The 16041-nt window shown below is 71.8% G+C and carries 14 protein-coding genes and 1 pseudogene; 12 read left to right on the forward strand and 3 right to left on the reverse strand.

Annotation, left to right across the window (positions count from 1 at the left end; all coding sequences use genetic code 11):
• Complete coding sequence (locus INQ48_24460) at positions 1-1080, reverse strand: Rieske 2Fe-2S domain-containing protein (GenBank protein QRF56476.1); 1080 nt, start codon at positions 1078-1080, stop codon at positions 1-3.
• A 374-nt stretch (positions 1081-1454) separates the two neighbouring features.
• On the opposite strand from INQ48_24460, the gene INQ48_24465 reads away from it, so the two are divergent.
• From INQ48_24465 to INQ48_24480, 4 genes are all read left to right on the forward strand, one after another.
• On the forward strand, positions 1455-2483 hold the full coding sequence (locus INQ48_24465) for an ABC transporter substrate-binding protein (GenBank protein QRF56477.1): 1029 nt from the start codon (positions 1455-1457) through the stop codon (positions 2481-2483).
• Positions 2480-3007 carry a nucleoside deaminase gene (locus INQ48_24470; GenBank protein ID QRF56478.1) on the forward strand — a complete coding sequence of 176 codons (528 nt, stop codon included), beginning with the start codon at positions 2480-2482 and terminating at the stop codon, positions 3005-3007. Before INQ48_24465 ends, INQ48_24470 begins: the two co-directional genes overlap by 4 nt.
• A 33-nt stretch (positions 3008-3040) precedes the next feature.
• Positions 3041-3871 (forward strand): urease accessory protein UreD, encoded by an 831-nt coding sequence (locus INQ48_24475; protein ID QRF56479.1) that lies wholly within the window; start codon positions 3041-3043, stop codon positions 3869-3871.
• Positions 3872-3995: 124 nt separating this feature from the next.
• Entirely contained in the window at positions 3996-5528 is a 1533-nt protein-coding gene (locus INQ48_24480) for a GGDEF domain-containing protein (protein ID QRF60872.1), read from the forward strand.
• 14 nt (positions 5529-5542) lie between these two features.
• Here the strand turns inward: INQ48_24480 and lrhA are convergent, their stop codons facing one another.
• Positions 5543-6415, reverse strand: coding sequence for a transcriptional regulator LrhA (gene lrhA, locus INQ48_24485; protein ID QRF56480.1), 873 nt, complete (start codon positions 6413-6415; stop codon positions 5543-5545).
• Between the two features lie 106 nt (positions 6416-6521).
• On the opposite strand from lrhA, the gene INQ48_24490 reads away from it, so the two are divergent.
• From INQ48_24490 to metC, 4 genes are all read left to right on the forward strand, one after another.
• Positions 6522-7112, forward strand: coding sequence for a cysteine dioxygenase family protein (locus INQ48_24490; protein ID QRF56481.1), 591 nt, complete (start codon positions 6522-6524; stop codon positions 7110-7112).
• A gap of 36 nt (positions 7113-7148) precedes the next feature.
• Positions 7149-8729 (forward strand): sulfurtransferase, encoded by a 1581-nt coding sequence (locus INQ48_24495; GenBank protein QRF56482.1) that lies wholly within the window; start codon positions 7149-7151, stop codon positions 8727-8729.
• 143 nt (positions 8730-8872) lie between these two features.
• Positions 8873-9862 carry a tripartite tricarboxylate transporter substrate binding protein gene (locus INQ48_24500; GenBank protein QRF60873.1) on the forward strand — a complete coding sequence of 330 codons (990 nt, stop codon included), beginning with the start codon at positions 8873-8875 and terminating at the stop codon, positions 9860-9862.
• A 35-nt stretch (positions 9863-9897) separates the two neighbouring features.
• Positions 9898-11100, forward strand: a complete 1203-nt coding sequence (metC, locus tag INQ48_24505) for a cystathionine beta-lyase (GenBank protein QRF56483.1) — start codon at positions 9898-9900, stop codon at positions 11098-11100.
• A gap of 165 nt (positions 11101-11265) precedes the next feature.
• Here the strand turns inward: metC and INQ48_24510 are convergent.
• Positions 11266-12306 (reverse strand): annotated as a pseudogene (locus INQ48_24510) (MFS transporter).
• 148 nt (positions 12307-12454) lie between these two features.
• Between INQ48_24510 and INQ48_24515 the strand changes: the two are divergent.
• From INQ48_24515 to INQ48_24530, 4 genes are all read left to right on the forward strand, one after another.
• A complete protein-coding gene (locus INQ48_24515; GenBank protein QRF56484.1) occupies positions 12455-12859 on the forward strand; it encodes a helix-turn-helix transcriptional regulator in 405 nt (134 codons plus the stop codon).
• Positions 12860-12916: 57 nt separating this feature from the next.
• Positions 12917-14326: a diguanylate cyclase gene (locus tag INQ48_24520; protein ID QRF56485.1), complete on the forward strand. Its 1410-nt coding sequence runs from the start codon at positions 12917-12919 to the stop codon at positions 14324-14326.
• Positions 14327-14495: 169 nt separating this feature from the next.
• Positions 14496-15191: a peptidoglycan DD-metalloendopeptidase family protein gene (locus INQ48_24525; protein QRF60874.1), complete on the forward strand. Its 696-nt coding sequence runs from the start codon at positions 14496-14498 to the stop codon at positions 15189-15191.
• A gap of 427 nt (positions 15192-15618) precedes the next feature.
• Positions 15619-15966 carry an H-NS histone family protein gene (locus INQ48_24530; protein QRF56486.1) on the forward strand — a complete coding sequence of 116 codons (348 nt, stop codon included), beginning with the start codon at positions 15619-15621 and terminating at the stop codon, positions 15964-15966.
• The last annotated feature ends 75 nt before the right edge of the window (positions 15967-16041 follow it).

Below are 16041 nucleotides of genomic sequence, written 5' to 3' on the forward strand. Positions count from 1 at the left end.
TCAGGCCGCCTTCGCGACCGGCACCGCGGCCTCCATGCCGCGGTACACCTCGGCCTCGCCGTGCCGCGCGAGCAGCTGCATCAGGTGCTTGCGGATCAGCATGCCCGGGCGGTCCGATTCCATCGAGTACTCGACGCCGCGCCGGCGCGTGTCGACCAGCGCATCGGGGTCGGTCGACTCGAGGATGTCCTTGTCCTCGCGCGTGATCTCGTCGTCGAAGGCGATCAGCATCGCGGCCGGGCAGTCGGCCTCGGTGTCGTTGCGGAACAGCCATTGGCACAGCTGCATGCGGTGGTCGTCGATCGGCGTGAAGCAGTTGATGATGATGTGGCGGATGCCGCTCGGGTACTCGATGTCGAGGCGGCGCGAGAACGGCAGGAAATAGGCGTTGCGCATGTGGCGCGTGGTGATGGGGTCCCTCACGCCGCTGATCGCGTGGAATTTCTCGGGATTGGTCGCCTCGATGACGGTCTCGGCGTAGAAGCCGGCCTCGTTCTCGACCAGCTCGTACTTGCTCGGCTTCGGGCTCGCGGCCACGCCGAAGGTGGCGCGGTGCACGAAGCTGAAGTGCGAGTTGTCGAAGGAGTTCTCGAGCGCGCGCAGCGGGCTGGTCTGCCACTCCTCGTGGAACTGGAAGATGGTGCGGTAGCCGGGATCGTCGAACTCGGGGATCGCGGGGATGTCGGCGATCGGCTCCTCGAGCGCGACCCACGCGTAGCCATGGCGCGCCGTGCAGCGGTAGGCCGTGGTGCGGTAGTCGGGCGAAATGGGCCGCTCGGGCTCGTGCTGCGGAATACGGATGACCTGGCCGCCGCGGTCGTAGGTCCAGCCGTGGTAGCCGCACTGGATCGCGCCCTGAGCGCAGGCCTGGCCGGCAGCATCGACGCACCAGCCCTTGGAGAGCTTCGCGGTGCGGTGGCAGCAGCGGTCGCGCAGCGCGGCCGGCTGGCCCTCGGCGTCGAGGAAGAGAACGATGTCCTCGCCGAGCAGCCGGAAGGGCTTGGGCCCCTGGGCGAGGTCGGTGAGCGGCATGACGGCATGCCAGAACTTGCGGAAGACGGGTTGACGGGTGACGAGCATGGGCGGACTCCTTCTGAGGTCGTGTGGGACGAACTGAAAGAGCAATTTCCCACCCCGTGCCGGACCGCGATGGCGCGATGACGATGGGGCTGAACGCTTCTACTCTGCGCAAGCTGCCTTGCAAATTGCGCGCCCGGATTGTTGCGCGGCGCGCGTGCCCTGCCAACCCCCGCCGCCCCTGCCCGGCCCCAGCGCAAAACCCAAGGCGCCGAGCCCTTGGCATGCCTTCTGCTTGATCGAAGCCAAGAGTAGAAGCGTTCAGCAGCGCACGCACCACGAACGTGCGCCCGCCCGGAAATTGCTCTTGAAATGCCCGCCGCCCTCTTTGCCAAGAGGGCGACCGGATTCAAGAACCGAAGATTCCGAGGCTTCCCATGCACCGTCGATCCTTCCTCGCGGCCAGCGCCGCCACCCTCGCCGCTCCGGCCGTCCTCGCGCAGGGCGGCAACGGCCGGCTCACCCCGCTCAAGTTCACGCTCGACTTCCGCATCAACGGCCAGACCGCGCCCTTCTTCCTCGCGCTGGCCAGGGGCTACTACAAGGAGGAAGGGCTCGACGTGAGCATCGACACCGGCGCCGGCTCGGTGGCTTCCATCACCCGCATCGCCAGCGGCGTCTACCAGCTCGGGCTGGGCGACATCAGCTCGCTGGTCGAGTTCAATGCACAGAACCCCGGTACGCCGGCGGTGCAGGCCGTCTACCAGTACTACAACCGCGCGCCGTTCGTGATCATCGGCCGCAAGGACCGCGGCGTGACCGGCGACTTCAAGAGCCTCGCGGGCAAGAAGGTGGCGGCCGCCGCGGTCGAATCGACGCGGCGCGCCTGGCCGCTGGTCGCGCGCAGGCAGGGCCTGCGCGCCGACGCCTTCCAGTGGCAGACCACCGACTTCAGCGCGCGCGACAACGTGATGGTGCGCGGCGACGTCGATGCCGCCACCTACTTCCACGATTCGGCGGTCTCGCTGTTCGCGCGCATGGGGCCCGAGACGCTGTCGGTGCTCAAGTACGCCGACGCGGGCGTCGACCTCTACGGCAACGCCATCCTCGCGAGCAGCAACCTGGTGGCGCAGAACCCGAAGCTGGTGGCCGCCTTCCTGCGCGCGAGCAACCGCGCCATCGTCGAGACCTTCGCCGATCCGGGGCCGAGCATCGCGGCCATGCGCCAGCGCGAGCCCATCCTCGATGAGAAAATCGAGCGCGAGCGCTGGGGCATCACGGCCCAGTACGTGGGCGCCGCCGACACGCGCGGCCACGGCCTCGGCGACATCCGCAAGCTGACGCTGGAACGGCAGGTCGACGAGGTGGCCGACGTCTTCGGTCTGAAGGTCAAGCCCGCCTCCGACGCCATCTTCAACACCACGATGCTTCCATCGCGCACCGAACGCACACTTCCCAAGGCATGAACTCCCCCAGCACCACCACCCCCACCTACCCGGCCGAAACCGCGCTCGACGAACGCGACGGCCGCTACCTGCGCAAGGCCATCGTCTGGTCGCACCTCGCGCGCCGGCGCGGCAACCGCCCCTTCGGCTCGGTCATCGTCTCGGCCGCGGGCGAAGTGCTCTGCGAGGCCTACAACAACACCGGCGAGACCGGCGACTGCACCGGCCATGCCGAGACCAACGCGATCCGCGCGCTCGCGGGCCGCGGCATCTCGCGCGAGGAGCTGGCCGGCGCCACGCTCTATGCCTCGGGCGAGCCCTGCGTGATGTGCGCGGGCGCGATCTTCTGGTCGAACATCGGCCGCGTGGTGTTCGGCATCGACGCCGAGCGGCTGCGCGTGTTCCGCGGCGAGCGGCAGGACCAGCGCGATGCCGAGCTGTCTTGCCGCGACGTGTTCCGCGCCTCGCCGCATCCGATCGAATGCATCGGCCCGGCGCTGGTCGACGAGGCCAGCGCGGCGCACGACGGCGCCTGGAAGACCTGAAGCGGCGCACCGCGAGGACCTAGACTCCCCCGCATGCCCTGGCACGCCCGCCTCCATCTCTCCTACCGCCACGAAGCCGAGCGCACCGTCGCCCGCTTCCGCCACGACGGCCCGCTGCGCATCCTGCAGAGCCTCTACCCCGAGGGCGACACCGTCTGCCACAACGTGCTGGTGCATCCGCCGGGCGGCCTGGTGGGCGGCGACACGCTCGAGATCGAGGTCGAGGCCGCCGCGGGCAGCCATGGCCTGGTGACCACGCCCGGCGCCTCGCGCTTCTACCGCAGCGAGGGCGAGCGCGCGGTGCAGCGCACCCGGCTGCGCCTGGCGGCCGGCGCGCGGCTCGAATGGCTGCCGCTCGAGGCCATCTGCTACAGCGGCTGCGTGGCCGAGAACCGCATCGCCATCGAGGCCGAACCCGGCGCCGAGATGATCGGCTGGGACGTGACGGCGCTGGGCCTGCCGCATGCGCGCCAGCCCTTCGAGCGCGGCAGCCTGCTGCAGCACATCGAGGCGCCCGGCGTGTGGCTCGAGCGCGGCCGCATCGACGCGGCCGACCAGCGGCTGCTGCAAAGCCCGCTGGGCCTGGGCGGCCACCGCTGCCTGGCTTCGCTGTTCTACGTGGCGGGCACGCCGGCCGCGCGCGCCCGGCGCGAGGCGCTGCTCGCGTTCGCGCGCGAACGCATCGAGGCCCAGGGCCTGGCCGACAGCGCCGGTGCCACCAGCCCGCATGCCGAGGTGGTGCTGCTGCGCGTGCTCGCGCCGGTGGTCGAACCCGCGATGCGGCTGCTGCGCCAGGTGTGGCAGGACTGGCGCGCCGAGCTGTGGTCGCTGCCGGCCGCCACGCCGCGCATCTGGTCGACCTGAAGCGCCCCGCCGTGGCGGCGGCGCGGAGGCTTCGGCTACAGTCCCGCACCTCCCCGCCTCACGACCCGCCGCCAGAGTGACTCTCCGAAAATCCGCTCGCAGCCTGGTTGTCCGCCTCCTGGTGATGGGGCTGGTGATGGCGATCGTCGGCACCGCCGCCAGCTACATCCAGCTCAGCCGCTTCCTGCGCGAGGACCTGACGCAGTCGGTGGCCTCGCAGCAGACGGCGCTGGCCGCCTACGTGGCGCGCGACGTCGACAACTACCTGGTGGAACGGCTCGCCTTCCTCGAGCGGCTAGCGCAGGCCGTGCCGCCCGAGCTGCTGGCGCAACCCGCGGCGCTGCACGCCTGGCTGTCGGAGCGCGGCGCGCTGAACCCGCTGTTCCCGCTCGGCCTGGCGCTCGCCACGCCCGATGGCAGGCGGCTCGACGAGGAGGGCCAGTTCGCGACCGAGGCACTCGAATTCGCGGCCGCGCGCGCCGGCCGTCGCGCGGTGGGCCGGGCGCAAGCCACCGCGCAGCACCATGCGGCGCTGCCGATGGCCGTGCCGCTGCGCGACGGCAGCGGCGAGGTGGTGGCCGTGCTGCTCGGCACCGCCGACCTCACGGCCGATGGCCTGCTCGATCACCTGCTCGAAGGCCGCGTGGGCCAGGCCGGCGGCATCCTCGTGATCTCGCCGCGCGACCGGCTGTTCGTCGCCTCGACCGATGCGACGATGATGCTCACCCCCACGCCGCCCGACGGCGTGAACCCGCTGCACGATCGCGCAATGGCGGGCTACCGCGGCAGCGGCACCACGCGCAACGCCCGCGGCATCGACGAGATCTCGGCCATCGCCTCGGTGCCGACCACCGGCTGGTTCGTGGTCGCGCGGCTGCCGGTGGCGGAGGCGCTGGCGCCGGTGGCGCGCATGCAGGCCTTCATCCTGCAGCAGCGCGCGCCGGCCGTGACGATGGTGCTGATCGTGATCGGCCTGATCATGACCTGGCTGCTGCGCCCGCTGCTGCGCGCCGCCGACCAGGCCGACCGCATGACGCGCGGCGAGCTGCCGCTGGCGCCGCTGCGCGTGGTGCGCGACGACGAGATCGGCCACCTGACGCAGGCCTTCAACCGGCTGCTGGCCAAGCTGGTCGACAACCAGCAGGCGCTGGCGCGGCTGGCTCACCACGACACGCTGACCGGCCTGCCCAACCGCAAGCTGCTCGACGAGCGGCTGCAGCAGGCGCTGGCCCAGGCCGCGCGCCACGGGCAGCGGGTGGCGGTGCTCTACCTCGACCTCGACGGCTTCAAGCGGCTCAACGACACCCTGGGCCACGAGGCCGGCGACCTGGCGCTGCGCGAGATCGCGCGCCGGCTGCAGGCGCTGGTGCGGCAGACCGACACCGTGGCGCGCATCGGCGGCGACGAGTTCGTGCTGCTCGCCACCGGGCTTGCCGAGCCCGCGGAACAGGGCGCGCAGGTGCTGGCGCAGCGCTGCATCGAGGCGATCGCCGAGCCGCTGCAGCTGGCGCGCGCGCGCACGCTGATCGGCGTGTCGGTGGGCATCGCGCTGGGCGGCGGCGGCGAGACGCCGCGCGACCTGCTGGCGGCCGCCGACCAGGCGATGTACCGCGCCAAGCAGGACGGTCACGCCCACGCCTCGACCGCGGCGCGCTGAGCGCCACCGTGCGGTCAGGCCGCAGCGTCCGTGCGCGGCAGCCGCAGGTGCTTCTTGAGGTGCTCGAACACCTGCCGCGTGACCGGGTTCACCACGTGGCTGCGCACGTAGAGGTGATAGGCCAGGTCGGGCAGCCGCGGCATGCCGTCGCCCACGCCGAGCACGCGCAGGCCCGCGTCGAGCTGCTCCACGCCACGCGCCGTCACGCCGAGCCCCGCGCGCAGCGCCGCCTTGATGCCGATCAGGCTCGAGGAGGTGTAGCGCGGCGTCCAGGGCACGCCGGCCGCGTCGAGCGCCTCGTGGCCGATGCGCCGGAAGATGCTGGGCCCGTCGGCCATGATCAGCGGCACCGGCTTCGCGCGGTCGTGCACGTAGCCCGCGGCGCACAGCCACACGGTCGGCGAGTTGCGCAGCACCACACCCTCGAACTGGGTGTCGATGCGGTTCGAGATGATCATGTCGACCTCGCCGCGCTTGAGCGAGGTCATGAGGTAGGGGCTGCGCGCCACGTGGATGTCGAGCTGCAGCAGCGGCGAGGTGCGCGCCACCTCGGTCAGCAGCAGCGGCAGCATGGTCTCGGCCACGTCGTGCGGCGCGCCGATGCGCAGGTTGCCCTCGAGCTGGCCCTCGCGCAGGCTGCGCAGCGCCTCGTCGTTGAGCGCCAGCAGGTGGTGCGCGTAGTTGAGCAGGCGCTGGCCGTGCTCGGTCAGCCGCTTCTGCCGGCCCTGCTTGGCGAACAGCGGATGGCCGATCTGCTCCTCGAGCCGCTGCATCTGCTGCGTGACGGCCGACTGCGTGCGGTCCAGGTGCACCGCCGCGGCGGCAAAGCTGCGATGGGTGACGACGGCCGCGAGCGTGCGCAGCAGTTCGAGGTCGAGCGTGGGCATCCATTAATTTTATTGATGTGTTTTGCGCCCGTGCTGGATTGTTCGGCGGCGCCGGGCTCACTACAGTGGCTGCACAGAAATCAGGCAGCCCCACAGGAGAAACCGCATGAGCACCGCATCCGTCCCGCGCCGCGAGGCCGTCCAGAACGCCATCGGCCAGATGAAGAAAACCATCGACGGCGGTGAACCGACGCGCGAGAAGCTGGCCGAGGTACTCGAAACACTGCAGGGCCTGGCGGCCCGCACCGAGTACTGGCAGGCCGGCGACTACCCGCCGCCCGAGCCCGGCGAGCACCAGGCGCGCTACCTGATCGCCGAGGACGCCGACCAGAGCTATGCGCTCTATCTCAACGTGATGCGCCCGGGCAAGCGCATCGTGCCGCACAACCACACGACCTGGGCCTGCATCGCCGCGGTGGAAGGCACCGAACACAACCGCGTCTACCAGCGGCTGGACGACGGCTCGGTGCCCGGCGTGGGCCGGCTCGAGGAGACCGCGCTGGTGGTGGTCGCGCCCGGCGCCGGCATCGCGCTGATGCCCGAGGACATCCACTCGGTCGAGATCCAGGGCGAGCAGACCATCCGCCACCTGCACATGTACGGCCGCGCGCTCGAGACGCTGGACCGCCGCACCGCCTACGACCTCGCGGCCGGCACCTGCCAGACCATGGGCATCGGCGTGCAGACGCGGCGCTGAACCGGTTCCCCTCGCTTCCTTCATTTGCGTTCTCCCATGACCTCCATCGACCCGAAGACCCTCAAGCGCTGGCTGCACGACGGCGGCGAGATCGCTCTGCTCGACGTGCGCGAGCACGGCCAGTACGGCGAGTCGCACCTGTTCCACGGCGTGCCGCTGCCCTTCAGCCGGCTCGAGCTCGATGCACCGCGCCTGCTGCCGCGCCGCGGCGTGCGCGTCGTGACCTACGACGGCGGCGACGAAGAGAACCGGGGTGTCGCGGAGCGCGCCGCCGAACGCCTGCGGGCGCTGGGCTACGGCGACGTGCATGTGCTCGAAGGCGGCACGCGCGCCTGGCAGGCCGCGGGCCATGCGCTGTTCGCGGGCGTGAACCTGCCCTCGAAGACCTTCGGCGAACTGGCCGAGGAGGCCTACCACACGCCGCGCATCGGCGCCGACGAACTCGCCGCCATGCTCGCGCGCCGCGACGACGTGGTGGTGCTCGACGGCCGGCCCGTGAGCGAGTTCTTCAAGATGAACATCCCGGGCGCGACCTGCTGCCCCAACGGCGAGCTCGCCTACCGCGTGCGCCGACTCGTGCCCGATGCGCGCACGACCATCGTCGTCAACTGCGCGGGACGCACGCGCAGCATCATCGGCGCGCAGACGCTGATCAACCTCGGCGTTCCGAACCCGGTCTATGCGCTGGAGAACGGCACGCAGGGCTGGTACCTGGCCGACCACGCGCTCGCGCACGGCGGCACCGAGCGCTATGCCGACGACAGCGGCAACTGCGAGCTGCGCGGCGCCGCGCAGGCACTGGCCGCGCGCTTCGGCGTGCCCACGGTCGATGCGCGCACGGTGCGCGACTGGGCCGGCGACGCGGGCCGCAGCCTGTTCCTGTGTGACGTGCGCACGCCCGAGGAATTCGCGGCCGGCAGCCTGCCCGGCGCGCAGCACACGCCGGGCGGGCAGCTGCTGCAGGCGGCCGATCAGTACCTGGGCGTGCGCGGCGCGCGGCTGGTGCTGTTCGACAGCGACGGCGTGCGCGCGCCCACGGTCGCGAGCTGGCTGCGCCAGATGGGCCACGACGCGAGCGTGCTCGAGGGCGGGCTCGCGAGCGGGTTGGCGCTCGAAGCGGTTGCCGCGCCCGCGCCGAAGCCGCTCGCCACGATCGATGCGCGTGCGCTGTCGGCGCGCGTTGCGAACGGCGAGGTCGCGCTGGTCGACCTGCGCCCGGGCATGGCGTTCCGCGCTGGCCACATCGCGGGCGCGCGCTGGTCGATCCGGCCGCGGCTGGCGGACGACCTGCGCGGCGAGACGCGGCCTCTGGTACTCGTCGCCGACGACCCGGCGCTCGCCGCCTGGGCCGCCGCTTCCGAACTTTCGGACCACGCAGCACCGCTGCTGCTCGAGGGCGGCATCGCCGCGTGGCGCGCCGCCGGGCTGCCGCTCGAGGCCACGCCCGTGCTGCCCAGCGATGCCGACTGCATCGACTACCTGTTCTTCGTGCACGACCGCCACGACGGCAACAAGGAGGCCGCGCGCCGCTACCTCGCCTGGGAGACCGGGCTGGTCGCGCAGCTCGACGCGCAGGAGCGCGCCGCCTTCCGATTGCCGGGCGCGCCGCACGCGTAGCCCTCGCCTCCCGTTCCCCGTCTCCGCCAGTCCACGGTCCGCGGCTTCGCGCCACGGTCCGGTCTTCGCTCGTCCTCGTCCGTTCCGTCCAGGAGTTCACCATGTCGACTGCTTCCGGCCTTTCCACGCACCGTCCGTCCCGCATGCGCCGCGCGCGCTGGTTGTTCGCCGCCGCGTGGAGCGCGGCCCTCGTGCTGCAGGGCGCGGCGGCCGACCCGCTGCCCGCGCGCAACGGCTATCCCACGCAGGCGATCCGCTTCGTCTCGCCGTTCCCGCCCGGCGGCGGCAACGACGCCACCGCGCGCCTGGTGACCACGCGCCTGGCCGAGATCACGGGCCAGCCGGCCGTGGTCGACAACCGCGGCGGCGCGGGCGGCAACATCGGCGCCAAGGCGGTGGCCGATGCCAAGGCCGACGGCTACACCGTGCTGACCTCGCAGGTCTCGATCATGGCGGTGAACCCCGCGCTGTACGCGGCGCCGGGCTTCGACCCGGTGAAGAACTTCGTGCCGATCACGCAGATCAACGCGGCGCCGCTCGCGCTGGTGGTGGAGGCGAACTCGCCGCTCAAGTCCTTCGCCGACCTGGCCGCGAAGGCCAAGGCCAGCCCCGGCAAGCTCACCTATGCGACGCCCGGCAACGGCACGCTCTCGCACCTGGTCGGGGTGGTGCTGCAGAAGGACAACGGCGTCGACATGACGCACGTGCCCTACAAGGGCGCCGGCCCCGCGCTCACCGACCTGCTCGGCGGCCAGGTCGACGTGCTCGTGACCTCCACCGCCTCGGTCGCTGGCATGGTGCAGAACGGCAAGCTGCGCGTGCTGGCCGTGACCAGCCCGCGCCGCATCGGCGTGTTCGCGAAGGTGCCCACGCTCGAGGAACTGGGCTACGCCAACGCGCGCTTCGAGGACTGGTACGGCTTCTTCGCGCCGGCCGGCACGCCGCCCGAGCGCGTGGCCTATCTCAACGAGGCGATCGTGCGCACCCTGCACCTGCCCGAGGTCAACAAACAGGTGACCGACGGCGGCAGCGAGGTGGTCGCGAACACGCCCGAGGCCTTCGCGGCGCAGCTCAGGCAGGACATCGAGCGCTGGTCGCGCATCGTCAAGCTGTCGGGCGCGCGCGCCGACTAGCATCGGCGACCGCCTTCACGTCAGAGAAGAAGCCCATGCCCGCCTCGCCCACCGATTCCTCCGGCCTGTCCCTCGAAACCCGCATCGCCCACCTCGGCAAGCACCCGGCCCATGCGGGCGGCGCGCCGGTCAACCCGCCGCTGGTGCGCGCGAGCACGGTGGTGTTCGACAGCGTGGCCGCGATGCGCGACGCCCGCGCGCGGCGCGGCGAGGAGCGCGTCTTCAGCTACGGCGCGCGCGGCACGCCCACCACCTTCGCGCTCGAGGATGCGGTCAGCGAGCTCGAGGGCGGCCACCGCACGCGGCTCTTTCCCACCGGCCTCGCGGCCATCGGCATGGTGCTGCTGTCCTATCTCAAGCCCGGCGACCACGTGCTGATGTCCGACAGCGTCTACGAGCCGGCGCGCCACCTGGTGCATTCCTTCCTCGATCCCTACGGCATCCGCTGCAGCTTCTTCGCGGCCGACGGCAGCGGCATCGAGGCGCTGTTCGAGCCCGCGACGCGGCTGGTCTACGCCGAGTGCCCGGGCTCGCTGGTCTACGAGATGTGCGACCTGCCGAAGCTGGCCGCGCTCGCGCATGCGCGCGGCGCGCTGCTGGCGGCCGACAACACCTGGGGCTCGGGCCTGCAGTACCGCCCGCTCGCGCTCGGCGCCGACATCTCGCTGATGGCCGCCACCAAGTACCTCTCGGGCCACTCCGACGTGATGATGGGCACGGTGGCGACCACGCGCGAGGCCTGGCGCGCGCTCAACGAGCGCTGCGACGCCTTCGGCATGACGGTGAGCCCCGACGACGCCTGGCTGGTGCTGCGCGGCATCCGCACGCTGTCGGCGCGGCTGCGCCTGCACGAGCAGCATGCGCTCGAGGTCGCGCGCTGGCTGCAGGCGCGGCCCGAGGTCGCGACCGTGTTCTGCCCCGCGCTGCCCACGCATCCGGGCCACGATCTCTGGCGGCGCGACTGCAGCGGCACCAACGGACTGCTGTCCTTCGAGCTGCGGCCCGAGATCGCGCCGGCCGCGGTCGAGCGGCTGGTCGACGCGCTGTCGCTGTTCGGGCGCGGCTCGTCCTGGGGCGGCTACGAGAGCCTGGTGGCCTGGGCCAACATGCGCGCGGCGCGCAGCGTGAGCGACTGGAGCGCGCGCGGCGCGGTGGTGCGGCTGCATGTCGGGCTCGAGGCGCCGGCCGACCTGGTGGCCGACCTCGGGCGCGGCTTCGCGGCGCTGCACGCCGCCTGAGAACGCGTTCAGGCCGGCAGCGGCGCGGACCTGCGCGCGCCGGGCCGCGCGCCGCAACCGGCCGCGCACCACCGCCGCGAGGCCGGCCGCCGCGAACACGCCCGCGGCCCCCACCCAGGGCAGCGAGCGCACCTTGTCGGCCGCCACCACCAGCGAACCGACCCATGCGCCCAGCGCGATGCCGAAGTACATCGCCGAGGCATTGAGCGACAGCACCACCGACACCGCCTGCGGAGCCTGCTGCACCAGCGTGACCTGCTGCACCGGCGGGAACGACCAGCCCACCACGCCCCAGGCCATGATCAGCCCGAACACCAGGTAGACCGCGACCTGCGGCGGCGCCGAATGCGCGACCCAGGCCAGGGCGGCCTGCACCGCGCCCAGCACGGCCAGCGCCAGGCCGCCCACGCGCAGCGCGCCGAAGCGGTCGGCCATGTGGCCGCCCAGCAGGTTGCCGATGGCGCCGCAGACGCCGAACGAGAGCAGCGCCAGTGCCACGCCGTCGTCCGACAGCCCCGCCACCAGCCGCAGCAGCGGCGACAGGTAGGTGTAGACACCGAAGATGCCCGCGAAGCAGACCAGCGTGACGCCCAGCGTCTTCAGCACGTCGGGCCGCGCGGCGATGCGCAGCCGCTCGCGCAGGCTGGGCACGGGCCAGGGCACGGTGAGCGGGCGCAGCCGGGTCAGGCCGAGCAGGGACACCAGCGACAGCAGGCCGATCATCCAGAAGGTGGCGCGCCAGCCGAAGCTGTTGCCGACCCAGGTGCCCAGCGGCACGCCGAGCACGGTCGCGGCCGTCATGCCCATGTAGAGCAGCGCCAGCGCCCGGCCGCGCCGCGACGGCTCGGACGAGGCGGCCGCGTACGAACCCGCCGCCGCCATGAACAGGCCCGCGAACAGCGCCAGCAGCACGCGCGCGATCAGCAGTGCGGTGAAGCCCGGCGCGAGCGCGGCGATCACGTTGGCGACGGTGAAGCCGCCCATCGCCAGCCGCAGTTGCCGGCCGAACGGCCAGCTCGCGGTCAAGGTGGCCGTGACCGGCGCCGCGATCGCATAGGTGAAGGCGAAGGCCATCACCAGGTGGCCGGCCTGCGCGATGGTCACGTGCAGGTCGCGCGACACCGCGGGCAGGATGCCCGCGATCACGAAGCCCTCGGTGCCGATGGCGAACGCGCCCGCCATCAGCCAGATCAGTTTTGTCAGCATCCGTTTCTTTCCGGTTGGTTCAACGACTGTTGAACAAGGGCCGCGAGCGTACTGCGAAGCCGGCCTTTGTTCAATAACCGTTGAACTTCGAGGCCCTTGGGGTCCTTCGGCTTAACGCGAAGGTGTCGCTGGGTTACCCTGCTGCGCCATGTCGCCCCCCGAGCTCCCGCACCCGGCCACCGAAGCCATCGACCTGTCGGCCGTCTACGACGCCCTGCGCGATGCCACGCGCCGCCGCATCCTGCTGCTGCTCGACGAGCACACCGAGCTCAACTGCTCGAGCTTCCTGGGGCTGGGATCGAAGTCGCGGCTGTCCTACCACCTCGCGCGGCTGCGCGAATCGGGCCTGACGCAGACCCGCGCCGAGGGCACCGCGCGCTACATGCGGCTGCGGCGCGACGACCTCGCGCGGCGCTTCCCGGGCCTGCTCGACGCCGTGATCGCGGCCGCCCGCCAGGAGCGGCAGGACGCCCCGGCTGCGCCGCCGGCACGCGCGCCAGCCACCGCCGTTCGCCGGGGCGTGAAAAAAGCCCCCGTGCCAGGCAACAATTAGTCACCTTTCCTTAAGGCCAAAGGTTACATTCGGGTTCCAGCGCAGCGCATACCTGCCATGAACCGGATCGGCCTCTTCCCACGCACCACTTTCCAGCCGGAAAGCGCGCGCCCGCGCCCGGCGAGCTTCATTCCCTGGCTGATCGCGGTCCAGCTCTTCGTGCTGGTGCCGATGCTGGCCTTCAGCGTCTACGTCACCACCCGCATGGGCGACCAGGCCGAGGCCCGCGAGCGCCAGCTGCTGCTCGACAAGGCCAACAGCACCGCCGCCGCGATGGCGCGCGAGGCCGACCGCCTGCGCGCCAGTGCCCACCTGCTCGCCGCCCTGCCCGGTGCGAGCCAGCCGCTCGACGTGCTGGCCGGCGCGGGCGAGGCCTCGGCCGCGCTCCTCGCGGTCTACCGCCCGCACCACGCGCAGCCGCTGGCCGATGCCTCGGCCGTGCGCGTCGGCCTGCGGCCCGAGGGCTTCAGCGTGGTGCTGCGCGAACAGATCTGGCCCGAGGGCTGGGTCGCCTCGGTGGTCGACGCCGGCGGCAAGGTGGTCGCGCGCTCGCGCGACGAGGACCGCTACCTCGGCCATCACGCCACGCCGCAGCTGCGGCAGAAGATCGCCGGCGCCGACCGCAGCGTCAGCAGCACGCTCACGCTCGACGGCCTGAAGGTGCTCTCCACCATCGCGCCGGTGCCCGGCACCGCCTGGTGGGTCGCGGTCGGCGTGCCCGAGGACACCCTGAACCGCAGCGCGCGCAACCCGCTGGCCTCGCTGCTCGGCATGGGCAGCTGCCTGGTCGTGCTGGGCCTGGCCGCCTCGGCGCTGATCGCGCGCCGGCTCAACCGCGAATTCCGGCCCGCGTTCCTGAACGTGCCCGACGTGGTGGTGCCCACCGCCACCGCGCGCGCGCTCACCGTGCCCGGCCCCGCGGCCGAGGCGATGCCCAAGGCCGACGTGGCCGCCGAAGTGGCACCCGCGCCCGAGGACATGGCGCGCGACGACATCACCGGCCTGCCGCTGCCCGAGGTGTTCCTCGCGCAGGTGCGGCAGGCGCGCAGCGTGGCCGAGAACAGCCCCGGCTTCCTCTGGTGCGCGATCAGCGTCGAGCTCGGCGGCCTCGCCGGCGCGCGCGACCGCCTCGGCGAGGAAGCGGCCGAACGGCTGCTGCAGGCCTTCGTCGGCCGCATGCGCCGTTCGGTGCGGCCCGGCGATGCCTGCGGCCGTGTCGACGCCGACACCTTCGTCATCGTGCTGACCGGCCCGCGCGACGGGCTGGCGCAGGCGGCGGAGCGCGTCGGCTCCTCGCTGGTGCGCGGCGCGCGCGCGCTCGGCCACGGGCTGGACTGCAAGGTCGGCTTCGCCATCGGCGACCCGGCGCGGCCGGTCACGGCGGTGCTCGAGCAGGCCGCCCATGCGCGGCAGGAAGCGCGCTTCGACGGCGCCAGCGCCACGCGCTGGTTCAACGTCATCGCCTGAGCCTCCCGGCCTCCTACGCCGGCTCGCGGCCGCCTTCCGGACGGCCCGTCTTCGCCTCGTGCGATCATGCCCCGCCGCGCACGGCGGCTTTTGATCCAGGAGGTATCCGGTTTTGGTTTCGACAGGCAGGAACTGGCGCACGCACGCCGCGCCGCTCGTGGCCCTGACGATGGCGCTGGCCATCGCGGGCTGTTCCACCCCATCCCCGGGCAACGCGCCCGTTGAGAGGAGCGATGCGCGCGGCCCCGGCAACTACGTGGTGCAGCCGGGCGACACGCTGTATCGCATCGCCTCGAAGACCGGCCGCCGGATGCAGGACATCTCGCGCTGGAACGGCATCGACGACCCCGACAAGCTCGAGGTCGGCCAGGTGCTGCGCATCGTGCCGCCGGGCGGCGCGTCGGAGCCGCCGCGCACTGCGGGCGCCGAGCGCGAGCCGTCGAAGCGGCCCGTGCCGCCGCCCCCGCGCGAATCGGGCCCGCCGCCCTCGCGCGTCGGCACCGGCGACTGGGCCTGGCCCGCGCCGGGGCCGGTGATCGCGGGCTTCAACGGCGGCAGCAACAAGGGCGTCGACATCGCCGGCAAGCTCGGCGAGCCGGTGGTCGCCGCTTCCAGGGGCGTGGTCACGGTCAGCGAGACCCTGCGCGGCTACGGCAACGTGCTCATGATCGACCACGGCAGCTCGCGCATGACGGTCTACACCCACCTGCGCAGCGCGCTGGTGAAGAAGGGCCAGACCGTGCAGAAGGGCCAGCAGATCGCCGAAATGGGCAATACCGACGCCGACCGGGTCAAGCTGCATTTCGAGGTCCGCGTGGGCGGGCGCGCGGTCGATCCGCGTTCATTCCTGGCCGACGGGCGATAAATTCCGCCGCCGGAATTGAGTGGCGGGCCCGAATTGGGATTGCCGGTCGCGCACCGAATGCGGGCATCCGGGTATTCCAGTGCGAGTTCTTTGCCGCCGTCCAATTGCAGGTCCGAAGACCGGCGGCGAATCCCGCGCGATGCGGTGAAGTCGAATTCATTCACCGATCGGCACGCGCGCCCGCCAGCCCGAATCCCCAATTCCCAAAAAGGAATCCGGGATTCCGCTTCACTATCAGATAAAGTCGGTGGGCCGGATTCGATGCCGGCATGGATTGGCGACGGGCCAAACCGGATGCCTTTTTTGCAGACCACCTGTCGGCGACTCGTCCTGATTTCGATCTTGCGACAATTGCTGACAACGAAAAATGCGTTCGCGGCCTAATCTCGCCAGCTCTCTTCTCCTCACTCCAATACAAAGCATCTCCATGGCCAAGACATTCCAACAGGTCCAGAAGCAAATCGAACAACTGCAGAAAGAAGCCGATCAGCTTCGCAAGAAGGAGGCCGACGGCGTTCTCGAACGCATCCGCGAAGCCATCGAGGTGTACGGCTTCACGGCCGCCGAACTGGGTTTCGGCCGTTCGCCGGGCCGCCCGGCCGCCGCGGCGAAGCCCGCCGCGCGCCAGGGCCGCAAGGGTCGCAAGGCCGCCGGCAATGCGCCCAAGTTCAGGGACGACCAGGGCAATGTGTGGAGCGGCCGCGGTCCGCGTCCGGGCTGGTTCAAGGCCGCGCTCGAAGCAGGCAAGTCGCCCGACGAACTGCTCGCGAAATAAGACGGCGGATTTCGGGCGGCGCCGCTACCACCGGTGCGCCATCCCGAAGTCTTCCGTGGCGCTTTCGAATTGCAC

Source organism: Variovorax paradoxus, assembly GCA_016806145.1.
Taxonomy (GTDB): domain Bacteria; phylum Pseudomonadota; class Gammaproteobacteria; order Burkholderiales; family Burkholderiaceae_C; genus Variovorax.

Coding starts and splice junctions, on each gene's coding strand:
- INQ48_24460 (QRF56476.1), bottom strand. CDS start 1,080: ATGCTCGTCACCCGTCAACCCGTCTTCCGCAAGTTCTGGCATGCCGTC.
- INQ48_24465 (QRF56477.1), top strand. CDS start 1,455: ATGCACCGTCGATCCTTCCTCGCGGCCAGCGCCGCCACCCTCGCCGCT.
- INQ48_24470 (QRF56478.1), top strand. CDS start 2,480: ATGAACTCCCCCAGCACCACCACCCCCACCTACCCGGCCGAAACCGCG.
- INQ48_24475 (QRF56479.1), top strand. CDS start 3,041: ATGCCCTGGCACGCCCGCCTCCATCTCTCCTACCGCCACGAAGCCGAG.
- INQ48_24480 (QRF60872.1), top strand. CDS start 3,996: ATGGGGCTGGTGATGGCGATCGTCGGCACCGCCGCCAGCTACATCCAG.
- lrhA (QRF56480.1), bottom strand. CDS start 6,415: ATGCCCACGCTCGACCTCGAACTGCTGCGCACGCTCGCGGCCGTCGTC.
- INQ48_24490 (QRF56481.1), top strand. CDS start 6,522: ATGAGCACCGCATCCGTCCCGCGCCGCGAGGCCGTCCAGAACGCCATC.
- INQ48_24495 (QRF56482.1), top strand. CDS start 7,149: ATGACCTCCATCGACCCGAAGACCCTCAAGCGCTGGCTGCACGACGGC.
- INQ48_24500 (QRF60873.1), top strand. CDS start 8,873: ATGCGCCGCGCGCGCTGGTTGTTCGCCGCCGCGTGGAGCGCGGCCCTC.
- metC (QRF56483.1), top strand. CDS start 9,898: ATGCCCGCCTCGCCCACCGATTCCTCCGGCCTGTCCCTCGAAACCCGC.
- INQ48_24515 (QRF56484.1), top strand. CDS start 12,455: ATGTCGCCCCCCGAGCTCCCGCACCCGGCCACCGAAGCCATCGACCTG.
- INQ48_24520 (QRF56485.1), top strand. CDS start 12,917: ATGAACCGGATCGGCCTCTTCCCACGCACCACTTTCCAGCCGGAAAGC.
- INQ48_24525 (QRF60874.1), top strand. CDS start 14,496: ATGGCGCTGGCCATCGCGGGCTGTTCCACCCCATCCCCGGGCAACGCG.
- INQ48_24530 (QRF56486.1), top strand. CDS start 15,619: ATGGCCAAGACATTCCAACAGGTCCAGAAGCAAATCGAACAACTGCAG.